This window comes from Streptomyces sp. NPDC031365 (genome assembly GCF_055569765.1).
Genome location: NZ_JBVIIM010000008.1, coordinates 1 through 23,735, shown reverse-complemented (window position 1 = coordinate 23,735; position 23,735 = coordinate 1). Strand labels below are relative to the sequence as shown.

The following is a 23,735-nucleotide window of genomic DNA, read 5'->3' as shown; positions in this document are numbered from 1 at the left end:
TTACCTCAGGCCCCCTTGGCCGCGGTGCGGACCAGGACGAGGCCGCCGTTCGGACCGGGAACCGCGCCCTTGATGAGCAGCAGACCCTTCTCCGCGTCAACGGCGTGGACGGTCAGGTTCTGGGTGGTGACCCGCTCGTTGCCCATGCGACCCGCCATGCGGAGGCCCTTGAACACGCGGCCCGGGGTGGCACAGCCACCGATGGAGCCCGGGGAGCGGTGCTTGCGCTGGGTGCCGTGACCGGCGCCGAGGCCCTTGAAGTTGTGACGCTTCATGACACCGGCGAAGCCCTTGCCCTTGCTCTTGCCGGTGACGTCGACCTTCACACCGGACTCGAAGACCTCGGCGGTGACTTCCTGGCCCAGCGTGTACTCGGAGGCGTCCGCGGTGCGGATCTCGACGAGGTGACGACGGGGGGTGACGTCGGCCTTGGCGAAGTGACCCTTGAGGGGCTTGTTCACCTTGCGCGGGTCGATCTCGCCGAAGGCGATCTGGACCGACTCGTAGCCGTCGACATCGTTCGTACGGACCTGGGTGACGACGTTCGGGCCGGCCTTGACGACGGTGACCGGAACAACACGGTTGTTCTCGTCCCACACCTGCGTCATGCCGAGCTTCTCGCCCAGGATGCCCTTGATCTGCTTGGTCATCTTCAGATCACCGCCCTCAGAGCTTGATCTCGATGTCGACACCGGCCGGGAGGTCGAGTCGCATCAGAGAGTCAACGGTCTTGGGGGTCGGGTCGAGGATGTCGATCAGGCGCTTGTGCGTGCGCATCTCGAAGTGCTCGCGCGAGTCCTTGTACTTGTGCGGCGACTTGATGACGCAGTACACGTTCTTCTCAGTGGGCAGCGGCACCGGGCCCGCGACCGACGCACCAGTGCGAGTCACCGTCTCGACGATCTTCTTCGCCGAAGAGTCGATGACCTCGTGGTCGTAGGCCTTGAGCCGGATGCGGATCTTCTGTCCCGCCATGGCTACTCCGTAGTCCTGTTTCTCTCAACGCTCTGGAGCCCGGTGCTCCACACTCTCGTCCTCCGACCCACGCGGTCGGGCGTGTCGCTCTCTCGCTGACATGGATGTCCCACGTTCGAACATCCCTGCGGGGATTGACACGGCCTTACCAGAACCGTGGACCGAGGGCGAAAGGCCCACCGGGCGCCTGGCCGGCATCGCACACACGCTTTCCGGAAGATTCCCGTACGTCCGCCCCTCATCAGGGGCGACGAGTACTGTGGGACTCGCTTCCAGCCCTCCCGGCGGGAGGCGCGCAGCATCAACACTCGACCGAGCAACTCCGACAGTTTGCCACACCGGCCGGGGGCCTGGCCAATCGGGCGCAAGACAGTACCCCGCGAGTGACGTAGGTCAAACGCGGGAGCGCCCGGAGCTCGGCTCGCCCGCTCTGTCGCGTGCCGCCGGGCAACGTGCAGATCTTCCGGGTGCCGGATCATTCTCCCGTCGGGTGATCTCACCGAATTGCGCTCCTCAGCGCGACGTGAGCAGGGCAGACTGACCTCTCACGGATCACGGACACCGGGAGGTCCCGATCATGGTCAGGGTGAGGCTGGAAACCAGCCGTGAGCATGTCGCCGAACTGGCACGTCTGCGGGATCCGGTCGGTGCGGTCGAAGAGCTGCTGTGGAACGCCCTCGACGCCGACGGCGGATGCGTCGTCGTCACCCTGGAACGAAACGACCTCGGTGGCGTGGACCGTGTCCGGATCCAGGACGACGGTCATGGAATGTCCGCCGAAGAGTGCGAGGAGTACTTCCGGCCCATCGGCTCGTCCTGGAAGAAGCGGGCGAAGGGCACGCCGGTCAGGAACCGTGCTCTGCACGGCAAGAACGGACGGGGTCGGGTACGCGCCTTCGCTCTGGGTTCCGTCGTCCGCTGGACCAGCGTGAGCGATGCCCGTCAGGGGAGACGACAGCTCGTCACCGAGGCCGACAGGCATTCCATGGACGAGTTCGACATCGGTGAGCCCGAGCCGGCGGACGAGGCCACAGGCACACTGTTCGAGGCCTTCGGCGGCGATGAACTGGACGTGCTCGCCGACGAGCGCGCCAGATCCTCGCTCACCGCGGCTTTCGCCACCTACCTGGAGAAGTACTCGGACGTCCGTATCGAGTACGACGGCCGTGATCTCGACCCCGCGGCGGAACAGCTGCACGCCGGTGACTACCTGCTCGATGCGCCCTCCAGCGGGAGGAACAGCGAGCCCGCGAAGCTCAGAGTCGTCGAGTGGCGCAGGCCGGTCCCCCGCGCACTCTTCCTGTGCGACGCGGAGGGTATGTCCCGCGCCCACCTCAAACCGGGGATCCAGGCTCCCGGCTTCGAGTTCACCGCTCATCTGAGCTGGAGCGGTTTCGACGACATCGACTCCGAGGAACTCGCCTTCACCGACTGGGCACCGGACGGCCCCCTGACCGAGATGCTCGCGGCAGCGCGTGAGCATTTGCGTACCCACTTCCGCGCCCGTGTCGACGAACGACGACGTGAGCAGGTCGCCGAGTGGCAGCGCGACGGCATCTACCCCTATTCCGCCGATCCGACCGACGAAAGGGAACGGGCGGAGCGCGAGACCTTCGACGCTGTGGCCACCACCGTCTTCCGGCACCTGCCGAAGTCGAGGCGCGCTCCGCCATCGAGTGGATCATCGACCGGTACCAGGTGAAGACCGATCCCAAGTCCGGCATCGTCAACGATCCCAACGAATGGTCCGACGACCCGCGTTACATCGTCGACCTGCTGAGGCGCATCGTGACGGTCAGCCTCGCGACCGTCGAGATCGTCAAGCACCTCCCGCCGCTCGACATCATCGAAGACACCGACTGATCCGCCGCCAACGCGGAACACCCCACGCGAGGCTCCGGCTTCGCGTGGGGTGCGGGCGTCGTGGGCTCAGCTCTGCGACGCGTAGGACACGAAGTCCGCCCATGCCTCCGGCGTGAGCGCGAGTCGCGGTCCGGACGCGTTCTTGGAGTCCCGGACGTGGACCGTGGCGGGGGTGGGGGCGACTTCGATGCAGTCGTTGCCGTTACTGCTGTCGCTGTAGCTGCTCTTGAACCAGCGGAGTTCCGGCGTGCTCATAGCTCTCCCAGGGTTTGCTCGATGAAGACCAGAGACTCCTCTGGCGTGAGCGCCTGAGCCCGGATGATGCCATAGCGCAGATCGAGGACGCGGAGCTGCCTGGGCTCCGAGACCGGGCGGCCTCCGAAGTCACCGTCGGTACGCCCTACACCCGTACCGTCCGCGAACTTCAGCACCTGGATACGCCCTCCGGTTCCCGGGTGGTTCGCACGGGCAGTCGGGATCACCTGAAGCTCCACGAACGGCAACTTCGCCATGTCCAGCATGTGTTCGAGCTGTCGGCGCAGCACCATTGTGCCCCCGACCGGGCGGCGCAGGGTCACCTCTTCCAGGACGAAGCTGAACTCCGGCGCGGGTGAGCGCTCGAAGACGGACTTCCGGGCCATGCGCGCGGTCGCCATCCGCTCCAGCTCGTCCGGCGGGTAGGCGGGCCGCCAAGTGCGAAGCAGCGCCCGCGCGTACTCCTCCGTCTGCAACAGCCCGTGGATGTTGTGGTTGCTGTACAGCAGCATCTCCACGGCCCGCTCCTCCAGCTCGGCCAGTTGCCGCACCTTCTTCGGATACCGCGCCTTGCGCATGTCCTCCATGAAGGCCCTCAGATGCCCCTGTGCCTTCAGGATCTGGTCCGCCCTGTCCAGGCACTCCGGGCGGGGGATGCGGGCCCCGCGTTCGATCTTGCGGATCATGTCCTCGCCGTATCTGAGGGCGTCCGCCAGTTCGGACACGCTCATCCCGGCGGACTCCCGGCAGACCCTGAGCAGGCGGCCCACCGCCTGCACCACCGGCTCGATCTCGTCGCCCGGCTCGACGTCCCAGCCCGCCTCGTCGACACCCTCGTCCACGGCTCCTCCTCCGGCGCGTACGTGTACTCGTACTCGTACAACGCCGAGACAGCCGAGACAGCCGAGACAAAAGCCGGGACAGTGACGGTACGTGCAGGCGTTGTCACTCATCCACGGAAGCATGTTCCGACACGCTGAGTGACGTGAATCAGGAAATCAGTGACCCCGCGCCCCGACTTGCCGCCGCCCCCGTCCGTAACCTCAGCCTCCAGCTGTCCTCCACACCGCGCGGCGCCCGTCTCGCCCGGCTGCTCGCCACCGAGCAACTGCGCACGTGGGGACTGCCGACGCACCCGGCGGAACTCGTCGTCGCGGAGCTGTCGGCCAACGCTGTCACCCATGGCCGCGTCTCCGGCCGGGACTTCCGGCTGTTGCTGTACGTCGTCGGCGACACCCTCCGCATCGAGGTCACCGACACACGCAGTGACCGGATGCCGTGCCCGCAGCACTCCGCCGACGAATCCGAGTCCGGCCGCGGACTGCTGCTCGTGGACGCCCTGGCCGACCGCTGGGGAGTCGTCCCCGGCCCGCCCCCGCTCAAGACCGTCTGGGCCGAGGTGGGAACTGGCTCCACCGGTTCCCGGCCCGTCGTCCCGCCCCGGTGACCGAAGACTCGGCTCGGCGCATGACGAGACGGCCGTACGGGCCAGGCTCAGGGCAGCTCGGCCCACGTCCCCATCGTGGCCTCCAGCGTCCAGATGCGAACCTCGGCCCTCGCCCGGTCCGCGTACAGGTCCGCTCGGAGACGATGCTCAGATCGCCGGTGCCCAGTTGCTGTCGTACGGCGTGCGCGGCCAGGTCCATGCCCGTGGTACCGCCGCCACAGAGCGAGGTGAGGAAAGAGCCGTCCCAGGTCCGCTCGTGCAGCGCCCTGACGCGCCACGCCCATGGGGCCTATGCCCCGCCGAGCATGTCGTCCTCGTCGAATCCGAGCTCGTCCTCGATGCCCAGTTCCTCCGCCGCGTGCCAGCGCAAAGGGTTCGGCCAGGCGCCCGGCTCGCTCACGGCGACGCTCCGCAGGAACCGCTCGGCTTCGGCACCACCGATCTCCCCCAGCGCCTGGATGCCTTTGGCGCAGAAGGAGAAGAAGGGCCCGTCCGTGTCCTTCCTCTCCTGGACGAGTGAGGAGATCGGCTCCACCCCCTCCGGGGCCCGCAGCTCACCGAGCATGTCGACCAGGTCCTCGGTGTTCACGCCCGAGGGGCGTGAGACGAGCACCGAAGTCAGCAGCGGGGCAAGGCCGTCGGGGCGCAGGTGGACCGCCACGCCCGCAAGCCGTTCGAACCGGCGCCAGTCCTTCGCTTCCGAAACGGTCCGCAACCAGCCGAGAACCCGGGTACGCACCTCGGGGATCTCCGTCGCGACGCCCTCGGCACACTCCCGTCCCACGTATCCGCGGCCGGCGATGAGAGAGTCCGCCCGTTCCAGCAGCGCCTTCGCTTCCACCGTGTCGTCCGGCATGTGCGTCGCTCTCCTGATCTCGGTCCCGACAACCCCGCCGGTGCACTGGTGCGCGGTCAGAGCAGTTCGTGCGTCTTTCGGAGAATGTTCGCGTTGAACACGTCGTCACGGATCGAGACGGTCCTCCAGCGCGTGGGCGAACGAGCGGAACGCCGACCTGCCCGCGGCGGTGGCGCCCGAGTCAGGACGGAGGATGTCGGACAGGCACGCCGTCCGCCACATCCTGAAGACCGTGGCCGCCGCGGCGGGCTCGCTCCGGTTCGCCAGAGCAGAGCGACGTCCAGCGCCTCCGCGATTTTCCCTGCCGAGTCGTCGGGGGTCCTCCGGCCGACGACGGCGGCGGTCACCATCGCCTGCAGCAGACGGGTGAGCTGAAGATCCGCGCCCATGCGGCCCATGCGCCGTACCGCGCGCGGTTGTTCCAGGTCCTCGAGCCGTGGCGGGATCTCCTCGATGCCGACGGCCCACAGCAGCAGTGAGGGGGCTGTGACGGGATGCTCGCGCAGCCAGCCGAGTTCGTCCACGATCGCCATGCTCGGCCCGGAGAACCGCCGGATCTCACGCACGAGCACCAAAAACCGGTCCACCTCGCCCCGATGACGGCTCACCCAGCCGGCCACCGAGGCCCGCGTGACTTCCCACGTTCCCGCGGCGGCCACGGTACCGGCCTCGAAGAACCGCGAGTGCACCTCGGGCTCACCCGTACGGATTCACGGAGAACTCAGGCCGCTCACCAGGGAAGTCGACGGGGAAGAACGGAACACGCAGTACGCCCGTGAGCAGGTCGAGAATCGTGGCGGTCGAGCTCCCCGTGGAAACGACTGCTCCCAGCTGACCGGCTTGGATGATCACGGTTGGCCAGTCGGCGGGGTCTCCCCTGGTGATCCATGCCAGCAGATCGGCATTGTCCGTGACCCCCCACTGGACGAGGTCGTCGGGACCGGCTTGGTACTTGTTCAGCGTACGGCTGAGTTCGGTCAGCGCCTTGCCCCGGAGAATGACACGCAGCTGCTCAGTGCGCTCGGCGATGTCGAGATGGCTGTTGAGTGCGCCGTCCACGAAGACCCACAAGAACTCGTCGAAGCAACCGGTTCCATACGCGTCGGTCAAAGCCTTGTGACTGACTGGAACGGTCAGGTTCCCCGCTCCACACATCACTGTCCGGACAGGTACGGAATCACCTGGAGGGGGACACAGCGCCTTGAGCCGGGACAATTCTTCACCAAGATATGCGCCCTCCATATTTGAATTCCTCTCACAAGTTGGGCAATCTTCTGCTGAACGACCATCCGAAATCGTCGACAGCCTCGATGAGGATGTCACTGGGAACATCTCCCCCGTTCGCATACTCGGGAGTGACGCTCATGGTGACAGTGTTCCCCGAAGACCTGACGTGAGCGGCTATGAGGTCCTCGGCGTCGGATATGGGTCCGTTGTTCTGGGCGCTTCCCTGCGTAACGATGTTCCGCATGTCCCTGCCGTCACCACCGAACTGCTGTCCGATCAGGTGCCCGCGCGAATGTCCGGCAGGTCCACCCTGGAATCCAGGAGGCGCGTACCGGGCACCACGCCCCGGCGGACTGCCGATGAGTCCGGCAGCAGCATCGTCCAGTGTCTGAGGCGTCACAACGGCGTAGGCAGGGCCTCGCTGCCCGTTGGGCGCGATTTCGCTGTAATAGGGACTCAGTCCGAGAAGGTCGACTCCAGTGTGCGGGTTGGCCACGTATGCGACCGGGTTGGGCGCTGGAGCCAGACCGAGGGGGTCCGGCGTCAGGTACCGAGCCGTCTCGGGATCGTAGTGCCTGAAGTAGTTATAGTGCAGTCCGGTCTCGGGATCGTAGTACTGTCCGGGAAAACGGAGCGGTGTATAGGCGGAGGCGTCGACATTCCAGGCCGTGAGGCCCCACAGTGTGGCGCGTGTGCGCCACACGACATCACCTCCTTCGTCGACGAGTTCCGTCGGCGTGCCGACGAGATCAGTAACGATGGAAAAGAACCGGGAGTCGATTTCTTCCTGAGACGCGTCCGCAGCAAGGATGCGCTCCGTCTGCGTGATCGGCTGGAATCCGTCGTAGTCCCACGTCGTCACCACCGAAGGAGAGCCGGGCCCCGCGCCGGCCGCCTGCTCGCACAGGACGACTCCGTCCCAGGTGAAGTCGGTCTGCTCCACGACACTCTCGCCGTCCGGAGCCAATCGTTGTTTGGCGACACGCCGACCCAACGGGTCGTAGAGATAGCGCCAGCAGGTGTCGTCCGGCGTCCTGACGGATATCAGTCTGTTTTCCGGGTCCCAGGTATAGCGCCAGGTTTCGTATGTACCGGAGAGGTGCTTCTTCTGACGTTGCACGACGCGGCCCAAGCCGTCGTACGAGTAGCGAGTGCGGCCCGCGCGACTGATCCGGGTCCCGTTGTAGGTACGCGGACCGGTCGCCTCCGAGCCGGGATGACGAGTCGGCCAGGACGCGGCCGTCAGATTTCCCGCCTCGTCGTAGGCATAGCGCTCGGTCCAGTTCTCGGCACTCACCACCGTGACCCGGTGTGCGGCATCGAGGTCGAACCGGCGACTCCCTGAACGGGAGTCCTGTATGCCGACTAGGTTTCCGTCTTCGGCGTACGCGTACGCGCGGTGCATCCGCCCGTCGTCTCCGCTTGTGAGCCTCTGTTCCGTCAATCGTCCCAGGGCGTCATAGGTCTGAGTGAAGACGGTACTGTCGCCTATCCACCGGGCGGTCTCCAGGCCCGACCAGTCGTGCTCGAAACGTATGTCGCGGCCGGAGGCGTCAAGCCGTGAGCGGTTCCCCGCCTCGTCATACGTCCATTTACTCGTGGCCCCGGACGGCGTCGTGCGGCGGGAAACACGTCCCAGCCGGTCGTACTCGTAGGTCATCCGCCTCCCATTGACCTTCTGACACGTGACCTGTCCATTGGCGTCGCGCGCAAGGACCAACTCCACCTCGGGCGCTGTCGCCGCGGTCATGTGCCGATTCGTGTCGTAGACGAACTGGGTCACCCGGTCACCACTGCGCTTCTGCACCAGGTTGCCGACAGCGTCGTAGGAGTAATGGAGAGTCTGCCCGAGCATGTCGGTGCGTGAGGTGAGGCGTCCGGCGGCGTCATGGGTATACGTGAGAGTGCGCCCGTCGAAGTCCGTCTCCGCCACCAGGCGCCCTGCGGCATCATGCTCGTACGTCCACGTCAGTCCCTGCGGGCTGAGAACCTGGACGAGACGCAGGCTGTGATCGTGGACGAACTCGTAACGCGCCCCGTCGGGTCCTGTTCGCGCCGATGGCAGATCGAAGTGGGTGTATTCGAAGTACGTAATGGCACCGGTAGGGGTGGTGTGGCTGACGCAGTTGCCCTCCCCGTCATACGCCCAGGACTCAACGGCACCGTCCGAGGTGATCAGCTGGGTCAGGTGCCCCTCGACCGTCCAGCTCAGGCGAGTACTCCCACCCAGTGGATCGACGTATTCGACGATCCTGCCGAAGGCGTCCCGTCTCCACGTGGTCATGGCACCGAGGGCGTCTGTGGTGGCCACGGGCAGCCCGGCGGCATTGCAGCGCACGGTCCGGGTTCCATCCAAGGTATCGACCACCTTGATCACGGCCCCTGTCGTGTCGTAGGTGAACCGCGTGGTGCCTCCCGCCGGGTCCGTCATGGCCGTGCAGTTGCCACGTTCGTCGTACGTCCGGCGCCAACTGTGACCGTCGGGCCGGCCTATGACCGTCAGCAACCCCTCGACGCTGTACTCGAAGCTGAAGACCTCTCCGTCCGGCCGGATGACCTCTGTGGGACGACCGGCCTCGTCGCGGTTGATCGTCGTACGGCCACCGAGCTCGTCTGTCCTGGAAACGACGTGATGGTGATCGTCGTAGACCGTGCGCACCACGCTTCCCAGGGGATCGACGTCTGCGACGACCTGGCTGTTGTCGTTGACGACGAAGCGGGTTATCGCGCCTTCGGTAGTGGTGAGTGTCGTGACACGACAGTCGGGCCATTGGGCTGAATCGAGGCCCTCGTAGTCGAGTGTGATGGTGATATGTCCGGCCTCGCCTCCCTCGGCAACGCAGCGATCCCGGTCGTCGTACGAGTATGAGTAGCGACTGTTGTTCGTGTCCGTCCAGGACGTGACACGCAGTCGTTCGTCGTAGGTGAACCGCAGAGGCAGACCGGAGGAGTTGTATATCTCTGTGAGGTTGCCGTCACTGTAGCCATAGCGCTTGAGGACGACGTCGGAGCCGTCACCGGCCGCATGGACCAGGCTCAGGGCAGTGACACGTCCCCCGTCGGTGGTGAGCTTGATGTGGTAGCCGGCAGAGTGGCGTATCGCCCGTGGAACACCGTCGTCGCTGTAATCGAAGGTGATCGTTCGCTGATTGCGGTCGGTGATGCGGGCAGGGAGGGCGACGCCACGAACAGGTGAGGTGAAGTGGATGGTTTGGCCGGTCAGAGGGTCGTCGATCCGGTAACCACCATCGCCCAGCCGAGTCAGCGGCCTTCTCGGGCCGGCCTCGGGCAGCACCGGGGTGTGCGGTGCCACGGGCTGAGCGTATACGAGCAGCAGGCCGTCGTCGGTGACGAAGACGATGCCTTCATCGTCGATCTCGAGGCGCTGGTCGACGGTGGAAGACCAGGTTGGACCGAACCACCAGCCGCACCTGTAATCGGACGCGACACGGCGAGTGAAGGACAGCGGAAGGTCACCGGGGAGTTCCACATCGACCTGCGGCAAATACATGGCTCCAGTGGCCATGTCCACAGGGTCGCTTCCCCGAGAACGGACGACGCTCCGTACCCGGTTGTAGGCGCCTCTCGGGCCATTCGCAACCATGCTTCTCGCGCTCTTGCCCAGTCCCTTGACTCCGAGTGCCATGCCCTTGAGGCCGGTCTTGCCAAGGGTCTTGAGGCCTTTGGCGAGGCCGCCGAGGGTGGTCAGGCCCTTCATGCCGGGGATGCAGTCCAGCGCGGCCAGGCCGACGTCCCATAGAGAGGCTTGGCCTTTGGAATATTTGTAGAGGGTGTCGGCGAGGACGACGAGGGCGGCAATGAGGACGATCGCGCCGAGGATGGGCCCGCCGATGATCATAGCGACGATGCCGACGACCGCGACGACGATCTTGCAGGCGGCGACGATGCTGTCCCAGTTGTCGGTGAACCAGTCTCCGACCTCCTCCCACCACGACCGGTTCTGGATTCCCGCGTCGGACGCCTCGTCGATCTTCGACTTGGCGTCCCGCGCGGCCTCCTCACGCATGGTGCGCGCGTCCGCGGCCATCTTCTTCGCCGCGGCGAGCGCGTCCTGCGCCTCGGACACGTCCGACTGGGCCTTTTCCTGGGCCGACTTGGCGCTCTGCACGTCCCGGGTCGCGGCCCGCACCTTCGCCTCGTCCGGCTTGTCCGCATCCGACTTCGAACCGGTGGGGTCGTCCTTGTACTTGTCGGCCTCCTTCGTCGCCCGGCCCATCCACGACTCCGCCGACGACAGCTTCGACTGAGCGGAGGACAGGTCCGCGCGCGCCTCACGCGCCTTCGCCAGCGCCTTGTCCGCCAGCGCCTGCGCCCGCTCCAGCTTCGGCCAGTAGTCCGCGAGCGCGTCACCGCACATCGCGTACGACTTCTCCAGCTTCTTCAGGTTCTTCGGAACCCCGGAGAACTCCTCCTTGAACACATCGGCCGACTTGCCCGCCCACTCCGCCAGCGTGCCCTCACCGGCCATCCCCTTCACCAGACGCAACGCCTCGGAGACGTCATCGGCGAAGTCGTGCAGGACCCTGGCGAGGGTGCGCACCCGGTGCGGATCACCGGGGACCGGGTCCTTGTCCAGGTCAAGGACATGCCAATCACTCGGCCGATGGCCCACCATGCCGCAACCCCCGTCACACGCACATCGTCAACGCCCGTAAGCACAAGTGAACCTACACAGCACGACAGTTCGACGGAAAGGCCGACCCGTTCTGCGTCAGGAACGTCGCCGTCGCAAAGCCCGCCAGGCGTCCCCCACCGCGTCCCCGGACCGCAACCACCAGCCCTCCAGCTTGTTCCGGACCGTCGTATACGCACTCCACCGCTTGAGCCACGGCGGCAGGTCCCGGAACGACACGAAGGTCAGGGTGTCGTCGACGGCGTTCACGGCGATGCTCATACGGCCGGGGCCCGCCGCCCGCAGCGCGGCGTACAGCTCCGGTGTCAACGCTCCGTTGAGCCGTGCCACGGTGCCCACCGCCGTGAACGCGAACCCCCGCTGAGCGATGTCCGGCAACCGCGTCGCCCGGACGATCCGGGGCGACGCCTCCTCCAGCGGACAGTTGAAGGCCAACCCGATCGCCGCCGTCCCCAGACGCCGCTCACCACGCTCGAACGCGGCGTCCCACTCCTCGGGGTCGTCCGGCCCCAGCAACCCTTGCCGGTTCCCCAGTCCCATGCGGACACTGCGCTCACCCGGCCGCACCGTGCGTACTCGCCCGGTTCATTGCCGCCGACCACGCAGGGCCTTCCATGCGTCACTCACCGCGTAGGCGCACTCCAGCCGCCAGGTCTCCAGTTTGTCCAGCGCCTTTGACACGACCTTCCACCACTTGAGCCACAGCGGCAGCTCCCGGAAGGGCACAAAGGTCAGGGTGTCGTCGACAGCGTTCTCAGCGATGCTCCTGCGTCCGGGGCCTGCCGCCCGCAACACGGCGTACAGCTCCGGTGTCAACGCTCCGTTGATCCGGGCCGCGGTGCCCACCGCCGTGAACGCGAACCCCCGCTGAGCGATGTCCGGCAACCGCGTCGCCCGGACGATCCGGGGCGACGCCTCCTCCAGCGGACAGTTGAAGGCCAACCCGATCGCCGCCGTCCCCAGACGCCGCTCACCACGCTCGAACGCGGCATCCCAGTCCGCGGGGTCGTCGATACCCAGCAACCCCTCGCCGGTCTCCCAGTCCCATTCGGACGCCATGACCGGTCTTCCCCCTTCGCCTGTCACCCGTCGCACTTGGGCGGGAGCACCTTCTGTTTCTTCTTGTTGTTGATCATTCCGGCCCTGACGAGTTTGGTCAGGTCCCTCTCCTTGACAGCGCCCGACGGGTACGAGGCCTGCACGTGGCCATGGTAAATCTCCTTGACGATCTTGCCGTTCTTGTCGGTTTCGTAGTCGTGCCGGTCGAGGACCACGATCTCGTTGTTGACGTGGTCCACACCGATGCGCCGGAAGTCATCCGGGTTGCTGCCGTCGCCTCGTGTGATGGACCGGTCCAGCGCGGCCTGGCCGTTCGCGGGGGCGCGCCCGATCTCTCCCTTGGCGGACGAACCGCTGCTCGAACCATGCTTGTCATATGTCGAGTCGTCGTAAATGCGGATCGGCTCGTCGCCCTCGAGGCCCAGTGGGTCGATCCAGCGCAGCGGGTTGTCGACATACGCGTGGTGGTTCGGGGCCGGGAGCAGGCCGAGGGGGTCGGGGGTGAGGTAGCTCGCCGTGTCCGGGTCGTAGTAGCGGGCCAGGTTGTAGTGCAGGCCCGTCTCCGGGTCGCGGTACTGGCCCGGGAAGGCCAGCGGGCAGAGGGCGTCGTCTTCGCCGGTCAGGGAGCGTCCCCACAGGCTGGTGGCGGCCCGCCAGGCGACCGCGCCCTCCTCGTCGATCAGCTCGCTGGGGGTTCCGGCCAGGTCGGTGACGATCGCGTAGAACTGCCTGTCGATCGCGTCCTGGGCGTCGGTGCCCCGGCGGGTCCGCACCTGGGCCGCCGCCCGGTGGGTGCCCGGCTCCCATTCCCAGGTGTCGGTCTCCACCCGCCCGTCGTGGAATCTGTGCTGCTCGGCCAGGTTGGCGCGGTCCCAGCTGAAGAGGGTCTCGTCGCCGACCGAGCCGTCCTCGAGCACGCGCCACTTGGCGGTGCGCCGGCCGAGTACGTCGTAGCGGTACCGCCACACGCCTCTGTCGGGCGTCACGGCCTCGGTGAGGCGGTCGTCGGCGTCCCAGGCGTAGGTCCAGATCCGCCGCAGCCCGGACAGCGTGCGCCGGATCATGCGGACCACGCGGCCCTGGCCGTCGTGCTCGTACGTGGTGCGGCCCGCCGAGGTGACCTTCGTGCCGGTGTGCCGCAGCAGGCCCTGCGCGTCCTGTCCGCCGGGGGCGGGGTGAGCGGCTTCGGTGAGGTTGCCCAGGTCGTCGTAGGCGTAGGTCTCGGTCCAGGTGTCGGCCGACACCCGGGTGACGCGGCCCGCGTGATCCAGGCCGAAGCTGCGGGTGCCGCCCAGCCGGTCGGAGATCGAGGTGATGTGGCCGTCACCGCGGTAGGCGTACGAGCGTGCCTGGCGCACCTGCTCGCCTCCCTGGGCGCCGGCACTGATGACCTGCTCGACGAGGCGGTGGCCCGCGTCCCAGGACTGCGTCAGCAGCGCCGCGCCGGCCAGGCCGCGGGCGGTTTCCCGGCCGGCCGCGTCGTGGGTGAAGGTCAGCTCTCCGGCGTCGGTGACGAGCGACGTGGGCAGTCCTGCCGAGTCGTACGACCAGTGCGAGGTGGCGCCCGACGGTGTGGTGCGCCGTGTCCGTCGGCCCAGTAGGTCGTACTGGCTGGTGACCGTACGGCCGTCGACGGTTTCGGTGAGGATCCTGCCCAGGGCGTCGTAGCCGTAGGCGACCCTGCTGCCCGGGTTCACGGCCTCGGCCAGCCGGCCGGCCGTGTCGTAGCGCAGGGTGGTGACGTCGCCTTCGCCCGTCCGTGCCGTCACCACCCGCCCGGCGGCATCGCGGGTGAGGCGGACCGTCTGCCCGGTGCCGTCGGTCCGCTCCACCTGGTGGCCGGCGGCGTCGAGGACGTACCCGAGCCTGCGGCCGTTGAAGTCCGTTTCGCCGGTCAGGCGGCCCGCCGCGTCGTACTGGTAACTCCATGCGTCACCGCGCGGATTGGTCACGCCCACGAGCCGCAGCTCCGCGTCGTGGGTGAAGCGGTAGCGGGTGCCGTCCGGGTCGGTCCGGGCACTCGGCAGGTCGAACGCGCCGTACTCGAAGGCGGTGACGAAGCCACCGGCGTCGCGGTGCGACGTGAGGTTGCCCTCGGCGTCGTACGACCAGGTCTCCCGACGGCCGTCGGCATGCTCCCGCCAGAGCAGCCGGCCGTCCGGGTCCCACTCCTGCCGGACGGTTCCACCGACCGGGTCCTCGATCCGCACGACGCGCCCGAACGCGTTCCGTCGCACGGTGACGACGCTGCCGCGCGGGTCCACGGCCCGCACCGGAAGCCCCGCGGCATCCGTTTCGAAGCGGAACGTGTTGCCGAGCGCGTCGGTCTGCGCGATCCGGTGTCCCCGCTCGTCGTAGCTGTACGAACTCACCGCACCCAGCGGATCGGTGCTGGTGAGGAGGTTGTCCCGGTCGTCGTAGGCGCACTCCCAGCGCGCCCCGTCGGATTCCGTGACGGCGACGGGCAGGAAGCCGTCGTACTCCACCTGGACGCCGGTCCCGTCCGGTCGGTCCATCCGTGCCGGCTGACCGTGCGCGTCCAGCGTGAAGCGAGTGGTGTTGCCCAGCTCGTCGGTACGGGAGAGCAGCCGCCCGAACCGGTCCCACTCGGTGTGCACACTGTGGCCGAGGGGGTCGGTCTCGGTGGTGAGCCGGTACAGGTCGTCGTACCGGTACGTCGTCGTGTTGCCGAGCGCGTCCGTGTAGTACGTCCGGCGGTCGTCGGTGTCGTACTCGATGGTGCAGGAGAGGCTGCCGTCGGCGCCCTCACCGGCGATGCAGCGGTCCAGGGCGTCGTAGGTGAAGCGGTACCAGTAGTCGTTGCGGTCGGTCCACGACGTGATGCGGGCACGCTCGTCGTACGTGAGCTTCAGCGGCCGGCCGCTCGAGTCGCGGATCTCGGTGAGGTTTCCTTCGGGGCTGTAGCCGAAGCTCCTGAGAACCGTGCCCTCGGGGCCGTCTTCCGTATTGCGCAGGCGGAGCCGGGTGACACGTCCGTCCGTCGTGTCGACGTGCAGGTGCCGGCCGCCCGAATCGCGTACCGCGACAGGGGTACCGCCGGCGTCACGGTCGAAGTCGACACGGGCCCCGTTGCGGTCGGTGATCGCGGCAAGGGGCAGCGCGAAGGCCTCGTTTGCCGCGGCCGGGCTCGACCGGGGTGCGAAATGGCGCGTGATCCCCGTGGCGGGGTCGGTGACGCGGAGAGGGGCACCCGCCGTGCCGTCCCAGTCCAGCGGCCAGCGGGGGCCCTCCAGCGGCATGACCGAGGTGCCCGGCCGGGGCACCGGGTAGAAGAGCAGCATGCCGTCCTCGGTGGCGAAGACGGCGCCCTCGTCGTCCAGTTCGAGGCGTTCGTCCAGGGTGGAGGCCCAGGACGGGCCGAAGCAACGGCCCCACTGGTATGTGGACAGGTGGGTGCGGCGCAGTACCAGTGGAAGCAGGCCGGGAAGTTCGGCATCGGTCGCCTCCATGAGCATTTCGCCGGAGACCATGTCGATCGGGTCGCCGTTCTTGCAACGGCCCTTGGACGGCTTGGACTTCGCCGCAGCGTCGTCGGCTTCCCGGCGCAGGCCCTTTCCGAGCCCCTTGGCCATGGCTTTCAACCCTCCCTTGGCCAAGGTTTTGGCGCCCTTGGCCAGGGCGCCGAGGGTGGTCAGGCCCTTCATGCCGGGGATGCATTCCAGCACCGCGAACCCGACGTCCCATAGGGACGCCTGTCCCTTTGAGTATTTGTAGAGCGTGTCGGCGAGCAGGGCGAGCGCTGCGACCAGCACGATCGCGGCCAGGATCGGCCCGCCGATGATCATGGCGACGATGCCGACGACCGCGACGACGATCTTGCAGGCAGCGATGATGGTGTCCCAGTTGTCGACGAACCAGTCGCCGATCTCCTCCCACCACGACCGGTTCTGGATACCCGCGTCCGACGCCTCGTCGATCTTCGACTTGGCGTCCCGCGCGGCCTCCTCGCGCATCTTCCGCGCGTCCGCGGCCATCTTCTTCGCCGCCGCGAGCGCGTCCTGCGCCTCGGACACGTCCGACTGCGCCTTGTCCTGGGCCGACTTGGCGCTCCGCACGTCCCGGGTCGCGGCCCGCACCTTCGCCTCGTCCGGCTTGTCCGCATCCGACGTGGAGCCCGTGGGGTCGTCCTTGTACTTGTCGGCCTCCTTCGTCGCCCGGCCCACCCACGACTCCGCCGACGACAGCTTCGACTGAGCGGAGGAGAGGTCGGCACGCGCCTCGCGCGCCTTCGCCAGCGCCTTGTCCGCCAGCGACTGCGCCCGCTCCAGCTTCGGCCAGTAGTCCGCGAGCGCGTCACCGCACATCGCGTACGACTTCTCCAGCTTCTTCAGGTTCTTCGGAACCCCGGAGAACTCCTCCTTGAACACATCGGCCGACTTGCCCGCCCACTCCGCCAGCGTGCCCTCACCGGCCATCCCCTTCACCAGACGCAACGCCTCGGAGACGTCATCGGCGAAGTCGTGCAGGACCCTGGCGAGGGTGCGCACCCGGTGCGGATCGCCGGGGGTCGGGTCCTTGTCCAGGTCAAGGACATGCCAATCACTCGGCCGATGGCCCACCATGCCGCAACCCCCGTCACACGCACATCGTCAACGCCTGTATGCACCCGTGAACTTACAAGGCACAGCAGTTCGACGGAAAGGCCGACCCGTTCCGCGTCAGGAACGTCGCCGTCGCGCCGCCCGCCAGGCGTCCCCCACCGCGTCCTCGGACCGCAGCCACCAGCCCTCCAGCTTGTCCCGGACCGCTGTGAACGCGAACCCCCGCCGGCCCCGGTCCGGCAGCCGCGCAGCCCGGACGATCCGGGGTGATGCTTCCTCCAGCGGACAGGTGAAGCCCAACCCGATCGCCGCCGTGCCGAGATGGCTTTCGCCGCGCCAGAACGCGGCGTCCCACAATGCCGGGTCGTCCAGACCGAGCAACCCCTCGCCGGTCTCCCGGTCCCACGCGGATTCCACGGGGTCCCCCGCCCTCCTTCCCCCTCATACGGACGCGGTTCCGTCGGCCCCGGTACGGAAGCGCGCCCGGACCGCTCAGCCCACGAACCGGAACGTCGACGTGATCGCGTCGAAGATGTCGAAGAAGGAGTCCGCGAGGTCCAGCACCTGGCTGCTGCCGGCGACCAGGGCGACCTTGCCCTCCTGGCCGGGCACGGGGATGAAGGTCTGCATCAGTACGGCGCGGATGGTCCGGTTGAGTTCGTCACCGGGGACGGGGATGTCCTCGATGCCGTAGGTCCGTGCGGCCGGGCCGACGCCGGGGATGTCGACGGTGGTGACCTTGCGCCAGGAGTCGCCCGGCTTCTTCGCCTCCTTCACGGCGAGTTGGGCAACGATGGCGGCCGGGTCGGTGGGCAGCGGGTCGCCCTTGCTCGTACGACCGCCGACCAGGGACACCGTCACCGAACCGGTGATCGGGGTCTCACCGCCGAAGCTCTCCGCCATGCAGCCGCAGTACAGCGCGCCCGACTTCCAGGCGTCCGCGGCGGCCTTCCGCAGGAAGGAGACGTACGTGTCCCGGTGGGGGGCCAGCTCCGGGTGCACGCGCAGGCGTTCGTTCACCATCTGGTGGATCGAGTCGTCCCGCGACTCCGGCCGCACGTCGAACTCCCACCACGACTCCGGCACCTTGATCCGGAAACCGCCCCGTTCGACGGTCAGCGCCTCCATGTAGCGGGCCATGACGCCGGTGTCCCCCTTCGGTCGATGACTCGATCGTCGTTGCGACATCGTGCCACTGGGCGACACCGGCTCGTTCGGCCGGGCGGCTTCCTCAGTCCGTCTTGGCCACCGTGAGGAGTACCGCCGCGTCCTCCAGGGCCTCCAGGGCGTGCCGGGCCGGGGGGATCGCGATGAGGTCGCCGGTGCGGCCCTCCCACTCCGTGTCGCCGCTGGTGAGGCGGACCCGGCCGCGCAGGACCAGCAGGGTCGCCTCACCGGGGTTCTCGTGCTCCGCGAGGCTGGTGCCGGCGGTCAGCGCGAGGAGGGTCTGGCGCAGGGTGTGTTCATGGCCGCCGTAGACGGTGGTGGCGCTGCGCCCGCTGGACGTGGCGGCGGCGCGTTCCAGGTGCTCACGGGCGAGGGCGTCGAGGGAGAGCTTCTGCATGGTCTCAAGCCTTCCCGCACGAAGCCGGAAGCCACCAGGGCCATGTGGGGCACATCGTGGTGTCGGCCACGTTCACCCGTATAGCCGTACCGCGGGCGGGACCCTCCGTGATACTGGCGCTGTGCCGTCGACACCGCTGCCGCTGACCCCGGAGCCCATCACGCCCGACCCTCCGGAAGCGATCGCGCGCCCGCTGCTCACCCAGTCCTGGCTCGACCTGACGTTCGTGCACTGGGCGGTGGACCCGGCCGACGTGGCCGGTCTGCTCCCGCCGGGCACCGTGCCCGACACGCTGGACGGGGTCACGTACGTCGGTCTCGTCGCGTTCCGGATGCACCGGGTGGGGTGGCTGCGCCTGCCGGGGGTCCCGTATCTGGGGAACTTCCCGGAGACCAACGTCCGCCTCTACTCGGTGGACGCGCACGGACGGCGCGGGGTCGTCTTCCTCTCCCTGGACGCCTCCCGGCTGGTCCCGGTGGCGGTCGGGCGCCTGGGGTTCCGGATGCCGTACCTCTGGTCCCGGATGAGTGTGGAGCATGTCGACGGCGGCACGGTGAGGTACACCGCTTCCCGCCGCTGGCCCGGACCGCGCGGCGCGGGCGGCCGTCTCACCGTCCGCAGGGGCGGGGCGATCGGGGAGCCGACGGAGCTGGAGCACTTCCTCACCGCGCGCTGGGGCATGCACGGGGCGTTCTTCGGGCGGTCGATGTATCTGCCCAACGCGCATCCGCGCTGGCCGCTGTACCGGGCCGAGCTGGTGGAGTGCGAGGAGAACCTGATCGCGGCGGCCGGTCTGCCGGCGCCGGCCGGGGAGCCGGTGAGCGTGCTGTACTCACCGGGCGTCCCCGCCCGCTTCGGACGCCCGGCCCGTCCGGCCGGCATCCCCACACCGTGACGTGGTCGCTTTCCGGTCACTTGCCGGTCAGATGACGCCCTGCGCGAGCATCGCGTCCGCCACCCGCTCGAAGCCGGCGATGTTGGCGCCGGTCACGTAGTCGCCGGGGGCGCCGTAGCGCTCGGCGGTCTCGGCGCAGGTGGTGTGGATGTCGGCCATGATGCGGGCCAGCTCCTGCTCGACCTGGTCGGCCTTCCACGAGGTGCGCGAGGCGTTCTGCGTCATCTCCAGCGCGCTGACCGCGACACCGCCGGCGTTGGCCGCCTTGCCGGGGCCGAAGGCGACACCGGCCTGCTGGAACAGGACGACGGCGTCGGGCGTGGTGGGCATGTTCGCACCCTCGGAGACCGCCTTCACACCGTTGCGGATCAGGGCGGCGGCGTCGTCCGCGTTCAGCTCGTTCTGCGTGGCCGAGGGGAGGGCGACGTCCGCCGGGACGTCCCACACCCGCCCGCCGGGCACGAACCGCGCGGAGGCGCCCCGGCGCTCGGCGTAGGTGATGACCCGGCCGCGCTCGACCTCCTTGATCTGACGCAGCAGCTCCAGGTCGATGCCCTTCTCGTCGACGACATAGCCGCTGGAGTCGGAACAGGTCACCGGGTTGGCGCCGAGGGCGGCCAGCTTCTGGATGGTGTAGATCGCCACGTTGCCGGAGCCGGAGACGACCGCGGTCTGCCCCTCCAGGTCCTCGCCGCGGGCGCGCAGCATCGCCTCGGCGAACAGCACGTTGCCGTACCCGGTCGCCTCCGGGCGGATCAGCGAACCGCCCCAGCCGGCGCTCTTGCCGGTCAGGACGCCGCCCTCCCAGCGGTTGGTGATCCGCCGGTACTGGCCGAACAGGTAGCCGATCTCGCGGGCGCCGACGCCGATGTCACCGGCCGGGATGTCGGTGTACTCACCGATGTGCCGGTACAGCTCGGTCATGAAGGCCTGGCAGAAGCGCATGACCTCGGCGTCGCTGCGCCCCTGCGGGTCGAAGTCGCTGCCGCCCTTGCCGCCGCCGATGCCGAGTCCGGTGAGCGCGTTCTTGAAGATCTGCTCGAAGCCGAGGAACTTGATGATCCCGAGGTTCACCGAGGGGTGGAACCGCAGGCCGCCCTTGTAGGGGCCGAGGGCGCTGTTGAACTCGATCCGGAAGCCCCGGTTCACGTGCACCTGACCGGCGTCGTCCTGCCACGGCACCCGGAACATGATCTGCCGCTCCGGCTCGACGAGCCGCTCCACGAGCCCGGGTACCGCGTACTCGGGCCGGGCGGTCAGCACCGGAGCGAGCGTCTCCAGCACCTCACGCGTGGCCTGGTGGAACTCGGGCTCCGCCGGGTTACGGCGCTCCACCTCGGCACGCAGCTGGTCGAGCGAAATCTTGGGATCAGGGCGTGAGGTCACGGGGTCCCTTTCTGGCACGGCGGACACCGGTCCGGGAACCGGTGAGGGGCGCTCGGCGCCGTTGCCGACCGCGGGACAGCGGCCGCCCCGTTGTATACGACAGGTCGGCCGACCCTCCCAGTGTTACCCCTGCGTTAACGCGATACCAAGGGCCGGGCCTGAATGTCCGCTATCTGGACAGAGCGTACGGAGTGCGGATGGCTCGAAGGCCGGCTTGTGGGCCATGCGAGCAGCGACCGGACTCTCCGTCTCCCTCCGGGTGCGGCGGCCGCCGTCGACCTCGCGGACCAGGCACTCCCGTACCCGATCGCCGTCCCGGACCGGCCGGCCCGCATCCCCGCCGCCTCGCGCCTGTGTGAAGGTGCGCCGCCACCCTGGGCGCCATGCATCAGGACCCGCCACCACCACGGCTCGACCGGCCAGCCACCCGCGTCGGGGTCACCGGCACCCGCGGCCGTGGCCGACCCGGGACGCCGCTCGAAGAGGCGGCGGACGACGGCGATGCCGTCGCCGAAGCCCCGCGCCTCGTAGGCGTCCGACAGCGAAGGACCACAGGCGCCCCGTTCACCACGCGAGCCGGGGGCTGGCTATCGTGGCGATCCACAGCACCTTCGCAGGTCAACTCCCGCGCGGAACAGAGGGACTCACGGTGGATGAGCAGGACTCCGGTATGGGCGCTCCCATACGGATCGACACCAGTAGGCCGCATCCCGCGCGGATGTACGACTGGTTCCTCGGCGGCAAGGACAACTACCCGGTGGACGAGGAACTGGGCCGGCAGCTCGTGGGGTTCGCGCCGGTCATTCCGGTCATGGCGCGCATGAACCGGGCCTTCATGCATCGCGCCACCCGCTGGGTGGCCGGCCAGGGCGTGCGCCAGTTCCTCGACATCGGGACAGGCATCCCGACGGAGCCGAACCTGCACCAGGTGGCCCAGGACGTCGCCGCCGACGCGCGGGTCGTGTACTGCGACAACGACCCGATCGTCCTCGTCCACGCCGAGGCGCTGCTGCGGGGGACCGAGGAGGGGAGCGTCGACTATGTACAGGCGGACGCCCGTGACACCGCCGCCATCGTCGAACAGGCCCGGAACACACTGGACTTCGGGCGTCCGGTCGCGCTGTCCCTGATCGCGCTGCTGCACTTCATCGGCGACGAGGACGGGGCGTACGAGCTGGTGGAGCGACTCAAGGAGGCTCTGGCGCCGGGCAGTTACCTGGTCATGTCCCACCTCACGCCCGACTTCCACCCGGAGGAGGCCTCGAAGAAGGTGATCGACCTCTACCGTGCGGGCGGGCTCACCATGGACATGCGCAACCGGGATCGGTTCACCCGGTTCTTCGAGGGCCTGGAGATCGCCGACCCCGGCATCGTGGCGGCCGAGGAGTGGCATCCGGAACTCGGTGAGCCGGTTCCCGGGCAGGAGGGCGTTCACAGCGGGGCGTATGTGGCGGTGGCCCGCAAGGTGTGAGTCCCGCGGGAAGGGGGCCGCCCCCGGACCGGGCGTGGGCTGCCGGTCCCGGGGGCGTCCGAGGGGTGGGCGGTCTCAGCCCTTGCCGTGCCGGTGGTGCTTGCCGTGCTTCTTGCAGTCCTCCTCCCGGGCCGCCTCCTTCAGCGTGTCCCGCAGGGCGTAGAAGGCGGGCTTGCGCTCGAACTCGTCGGTCATGACGTTCGCGAAGCCCTCGCCCTCGAAGAACACCGGCACCCACGAGTACTTGTCGGTGAAGCCCCAGATGGTGAACGAGTTGCAGCCGTCGACGGCCAGGCACGCCTCGAGCGTCCGCTGGTAGTAGTCGGCCTGCTTCTCCTCCTGCTCCGCGGTCGGCACGCCGCTCTCCGGCAGGTCCATGCGGACGTCCAGCTCGGTGACGGCGGTCTCCAGACCGAGCGCGTCGAAGCGGTTCAGGTTGTCCTTCAGGTCGCCCGGGAAGCCGTAGCGCGTGCTGAGGTGTCCCTGCACGGAGAACCCGTCCACGGGCACGCCCTGCTCCAGCAGGTCCTGGATGAGGGTGTGGTAGGCGTCGCTCTTGGCGTTGACACTCTCGACGTTGTAGTCGTTGAAGAACAGCTTCGCCCTGGGGTCGGCCTCGTGGGCCCAACGGAAGGCGTCGGCGACGATGCCCGGCCCCAGTTCGCGGATCCAGATGTTGTCCTGGGTGCGCAGGTTGCCCTGGTCGTCGAAGATCTCGTTGGCGACGTCCCACTGCTGGATCCTGCCGGCGTAACGGCCGACAACGGTCGTGATGTGGTCGCGCAGGATCGTGCGCAGTTCCTCCTTGGAGAAGTCACCTTCCTCCAGCCACGCCGGGTTCTGGCTGTGCCACAGGAGGGTGTGGCCGCGCACGACCTGCTTGTTGCGCTTGGCGAACTCGACGATGGCGTCGGCCTGCGCGAAGTCGTAGCGGTCGCGCTCGGGGTGGATGTAGTCCCACTTCATCTGGTTCTCGGCGGAGACCGAGCTGAACTGGCGCGCCAGGATCTTCCGGTACTCCTTGTCGTGCGTGAAGGGGTCCGGGTAGTCCTGCTCCAGGTGGTGGCCGCCGCCTGCCACGGCGGTGCCCACGACGAAGCCCTCGGGGGCGGCCGCGCGCAGCCGGTCGAACTTGGCGTGGGCGTGCGGCGCGGCCTCGCGGCCGTCGGACGGGTCGGCGTTCGCCGAACCCGCCAGGAGCGGCAGGGTCAGGGCGGCGGTGGCCACGGCCACGGTGGCGAAACGAATGGATCTCATGCGGGGAGTCTCATTCCCATCGTCGTTCTCGAATGTTTCGAAATGGACTTCGAAACATTAGGGATGGGCGGACGCTATGGTCTGGCCGAGCGGCGCGTCAATACCCGTGCGTGCGCCAGTGTCCGGTGGGTGCGCGGGTCAGTGCCGTGCGGTGACCCCATGCCGACGCGGGGGGGGGGGGGGGGGGGGGGGGGGGGGGGGGGGGGGGGGGGGGGGGGGGGGGGGGGGGGGGGGGGGGGGGGGGGGGGGGGGGGGAGGGGGGGG

21 protein-coding genes are annotated in these 23,735 nt (G+C 68.4%); 5 read left to right on the top strand and 16 right to left on the bottom strand.

The annotated features are described in order from the left end of the window. Positions 1–5: 5 nt before the first annotated feature. Positions 6–650: a 50S ribosomal protein L3 gene (gene rplC / locus ACZ5C2_RS14480; RefSeq protein ID WP_030220985.1), complete on the bottom strand. Its 645-nt coding sequence runs from the start codon at positions 648–650 to the stop codon at positions 6–8. Between the two features lie 16 nt (positions 651–666). After that, positions 667–975, bottom strand: a complete 309-nt coding sequence (gene rpsJ, locus ACZ5C2_RS14475) for a 30S ribosomal protein S10 (protein ID WP_003948644.1) — start codon at positions 973–975, stop codon at positions 667–669. 577 nt (positions 976–1,552) lie between these two features. On the opposite strand from rpsJ, the gene ACZ5C2_RS14470 reads away from it, so the two are divergent. Both ACZ5C2_RS14470 and ACZ5C2_RS14465 read left to right on the top strand, forming a co-directional pair. Continuing rightward, the gene (locus ACZ5C2_RS14470) at positions 1,553–2,677 is read left to right on the top strand and encodes an ATP-binding protein (RefSeq protein WP_468790190.1); all 1,125 of its coding nucleotides are present in this window, start codon (positions 1,553–1,555) and stop codon (positions 2,675–2,677) included. After that, positions 2,674–2,838, top strand: coding sequence for a hypothetical protein (locus ACZ5C2_RS14465; protein ID WP_386614877.1), 165 nt, complete (start codon positions 2,674–2,676; stop codon positions 2,836–2,838). Before ACZ5C2_RS14470 ends, ACZ5C2_RS14465 begins: the two co-directional genes overlap by 4 nt. Before the next feature lie 66 nt (positions 2,839–2,904). On the opposite strand, the gene ACZ5C2_RS14460 is transcribed toward ACZ5C2_RS14465, so the two are convergent. Beyond that, positions 2,905–3,093, bottom strand: coding sequence for a DUF397 domain-containing protein (locus ACZ5C2_RS14460; protein ID WP_386614876.1), 189 nt, complete (start codon positions 3,091–3,093; stop codon positions 2,905–2,907). Further along, entirely contained in the window at positions 3,090–3,935 is an 846-nt protein-coding gene (locus ACZ5C2_RS14455) for a helix-turn-helix domain-containing protein (RefSeq protein ID WP_468790188.1), read from the bottom strand. The genes ACZ5C2_RS14460 and ACZ5C2_RS14455 overlap by 4 nt, the downstream gene beginning before the upstream one ends. Before the next feature lie 143 nt (positions 3,936–4,078). On the opposite strand from ACZ5C2_RS14455, the gene ACZ5C2_RS14450 reads away from it, so the two are divergent. Continuing rightward, positions 4,079–4,540: an ATP-binding protein gene (locus tag ACZ5C2_RS14450; RefSeq protein ID WP_386614874.1), complete on the top strand. Its 462-nt coding sequence runs from the start codon at positions 4,079–4,081 to the stop codon at positions 4,538–4,540. A gap of 289 nt (positions 4,541–4,829) precedes the next feature. Here the strand turns inward: ACZ5C2_RS14450 and ACZ5C2_RS14445 are convergent, their stop codons facing one another. From ACZ5C2_RS14445 to ACZ5C2_RS14400, 10 genes are all read right to left on the bottom strand, one after another. Next, on the bottom strand, positions 4,830–5,396 hold the full coding sequence (locus ACZ5C2_RS14445; RefSeq protein WP_386614872.1) for a hypothetical protein: 567 nt from the start codon (positions 5,394–5,396) through the stop codon (positions 4,830–4,832). Between the two features lie 56 nt (positions 5,397–5,452). Next, a complete protein-coding gene (locus tag ACZ5C2_RS14440; RefSeq protein ID WP_451770101.1) occupies positions 5,453–6,085 on the bottom strand; it encodes a hypothetical protein in 633 nt (210 codons plus the stop codon). 7 nt (positions 6,086–6,092) lie between these two features. After that, entirely contained in the window at positions 6,093–6,638 is a 546-nt protein-coding gene (locus ACZ5C2_RS14435) for a hypothetical protein (RefSeq protein WP_468790185.1), read from the bottom strand. A gap of 13 nt (positions 6,639–6,651) precedes the next feature. Next, positions 6,652–11,259, bottom strand: coding sequence for a DUF6531 domain-containing protein (locus ACZ5C2_RS14430; RefSeq protein WP_468790183.1), 4,608 nt, complete (start codon positions 11,257–11,259; stop codon positions 6,652–6,654). Positions 11,260–11,355: 96 nt separating this feature from the next. Further along, positions 11,356–11,817 carry a hypothetical protein gene (locus ACZ5C2_RS14425; protein ID WP_468790181.1) on the bottom strand — a complete coding sequence of 154 codons (462 nt, stop codon included), beginning with the start codon at positions 11,815–11,817 and terminating at the stop codon, positions 11,356–11,358. Between the two features lie 45 nt (positions 11,818–11,862). Beyond that, positions 11,863–12,336 carry a hypothetical protein gene (locus ACZ5C2_RS14420; RefSeq protein ID WP_468790180.1) on the bottom strand — a complete coding sequence of 158 codons (474 nt, stop codon included), beginning with the start codon at positions 12,334–12,336 and terminating at the stop codon, positions 11,863–11,865. Positions 12,337–12,359: 23 nt separating this feature from the next. Next, complete coding sequence (locus tag ACZ5C2_RS14415; protein ID WP_468790178.1) at positions 12,360–16,919, bottom strand: DUF6531 domain-containing protein; 4,560 nt, start codon at positions 16,917–16,919, stop codon at positions 12,360–12,362. 96 nt (positions 16,920–17,015) lie between these two features. Beyond that, positions 17,016–17,315 carry a hypothetical protein gene (locus ACZ5C2_RS14410; protein ID WP_468790176.1) on the bottom strand — a complete coding sequence of 100 codons (300 nt, stop codon included), beginning with the start codon at positions 17,313–17,315 and terminating at the stop codon, positions 17,016–17,018. Between the two features lie 75 nt (positions 17,316–17,390). After that, positions 17,391–18,038: a hypothetical protein gene (locus ACZ5C2_RS14405; protein WP_468790174.1), complete on the bottom strand. Its 648-nt coding sequence runs from the start codon at positions 18,036–18,038 to the stop codon at positions 17,391–17,393. Between the two features lie 91 nt (positions 18,039–18,129). After that, entirely contained in the window at positions 18,130–18,462 is a 333-nt protein-coding gene (locus ACZ5C2_RS14400; RefSeq protein ID WP_468790172.1) for a cupin domain-containing protein, read from the bottom strand. 121 nt (positions 18,463–18,583) lie between these two features. On the opposite strand from ACZ5C2_RS14400, the gene ACZ5C2_RS14395 reads away from it, so the two are divergent. Next, positions 18,584–19,357: a YqjF family protein gene (locus ACZ5C2_RS14395; RefSeq protein WP_468790170.1), complete on the top strand. Its 774-nt coding sequence runs from the start codon at positions 18,584–18,586 to the stop codon at positions 19,355–19,357. A gap of 27 nt (positions 19,358–19,384) precedes the next feature. Here ACZ5C2_RS14395 and gdhA read toward each other — a convergent pair whose 3' ends face one another. Then, a complete protein-coding gene (gdhA, locus tag ACZ5C2_RS14390) occupies positions 19,385–20,743 on the bottom strand; it encodes an NADP-specific glutamate dehydrogenase (RefSeq protein WP_468790168.1) in 1,359 nt (452 codons plus the stop codon). Between the two features lie 649 nt (positions 20,744–21,392). On the opposite strand from gdhA, the gene ACZ5C2_RS14385 reads away from it, so the two are divergent. Beyond that, the gene (locus ACZ5C2_RS14385; RefSeq protein ID WP_468790166.1) at positions 21,393–22,214 is read left to right on the top strand and encodes an SAM-dependent methyltransferase; all 822 of its coding nucleotides are present in this window, start codon (positions 21,393–21,395) and stop codon (positions 22,212–22,214) included. Between the two features lie 75 nt (positions 22,215–22,289). On the opposite strand, the gene ACZ5C2_RS14380 is transcribed toward ACZ5C2_RS14385, so the two are convergent. Further along, positions 22,290–23,471 (bottom strand): endo-1,4-beta-xylanase, encoded by a 1,182-nt coding sequence (locus ACZ5C2_RS14380; protein WP_468790164.1) that lies wholly within the window; start codon positions 23,469–23,471, stop codon positions 22,290–22,292. Positions 23,472–23,735: the final 264 nt, after the last annotated feature.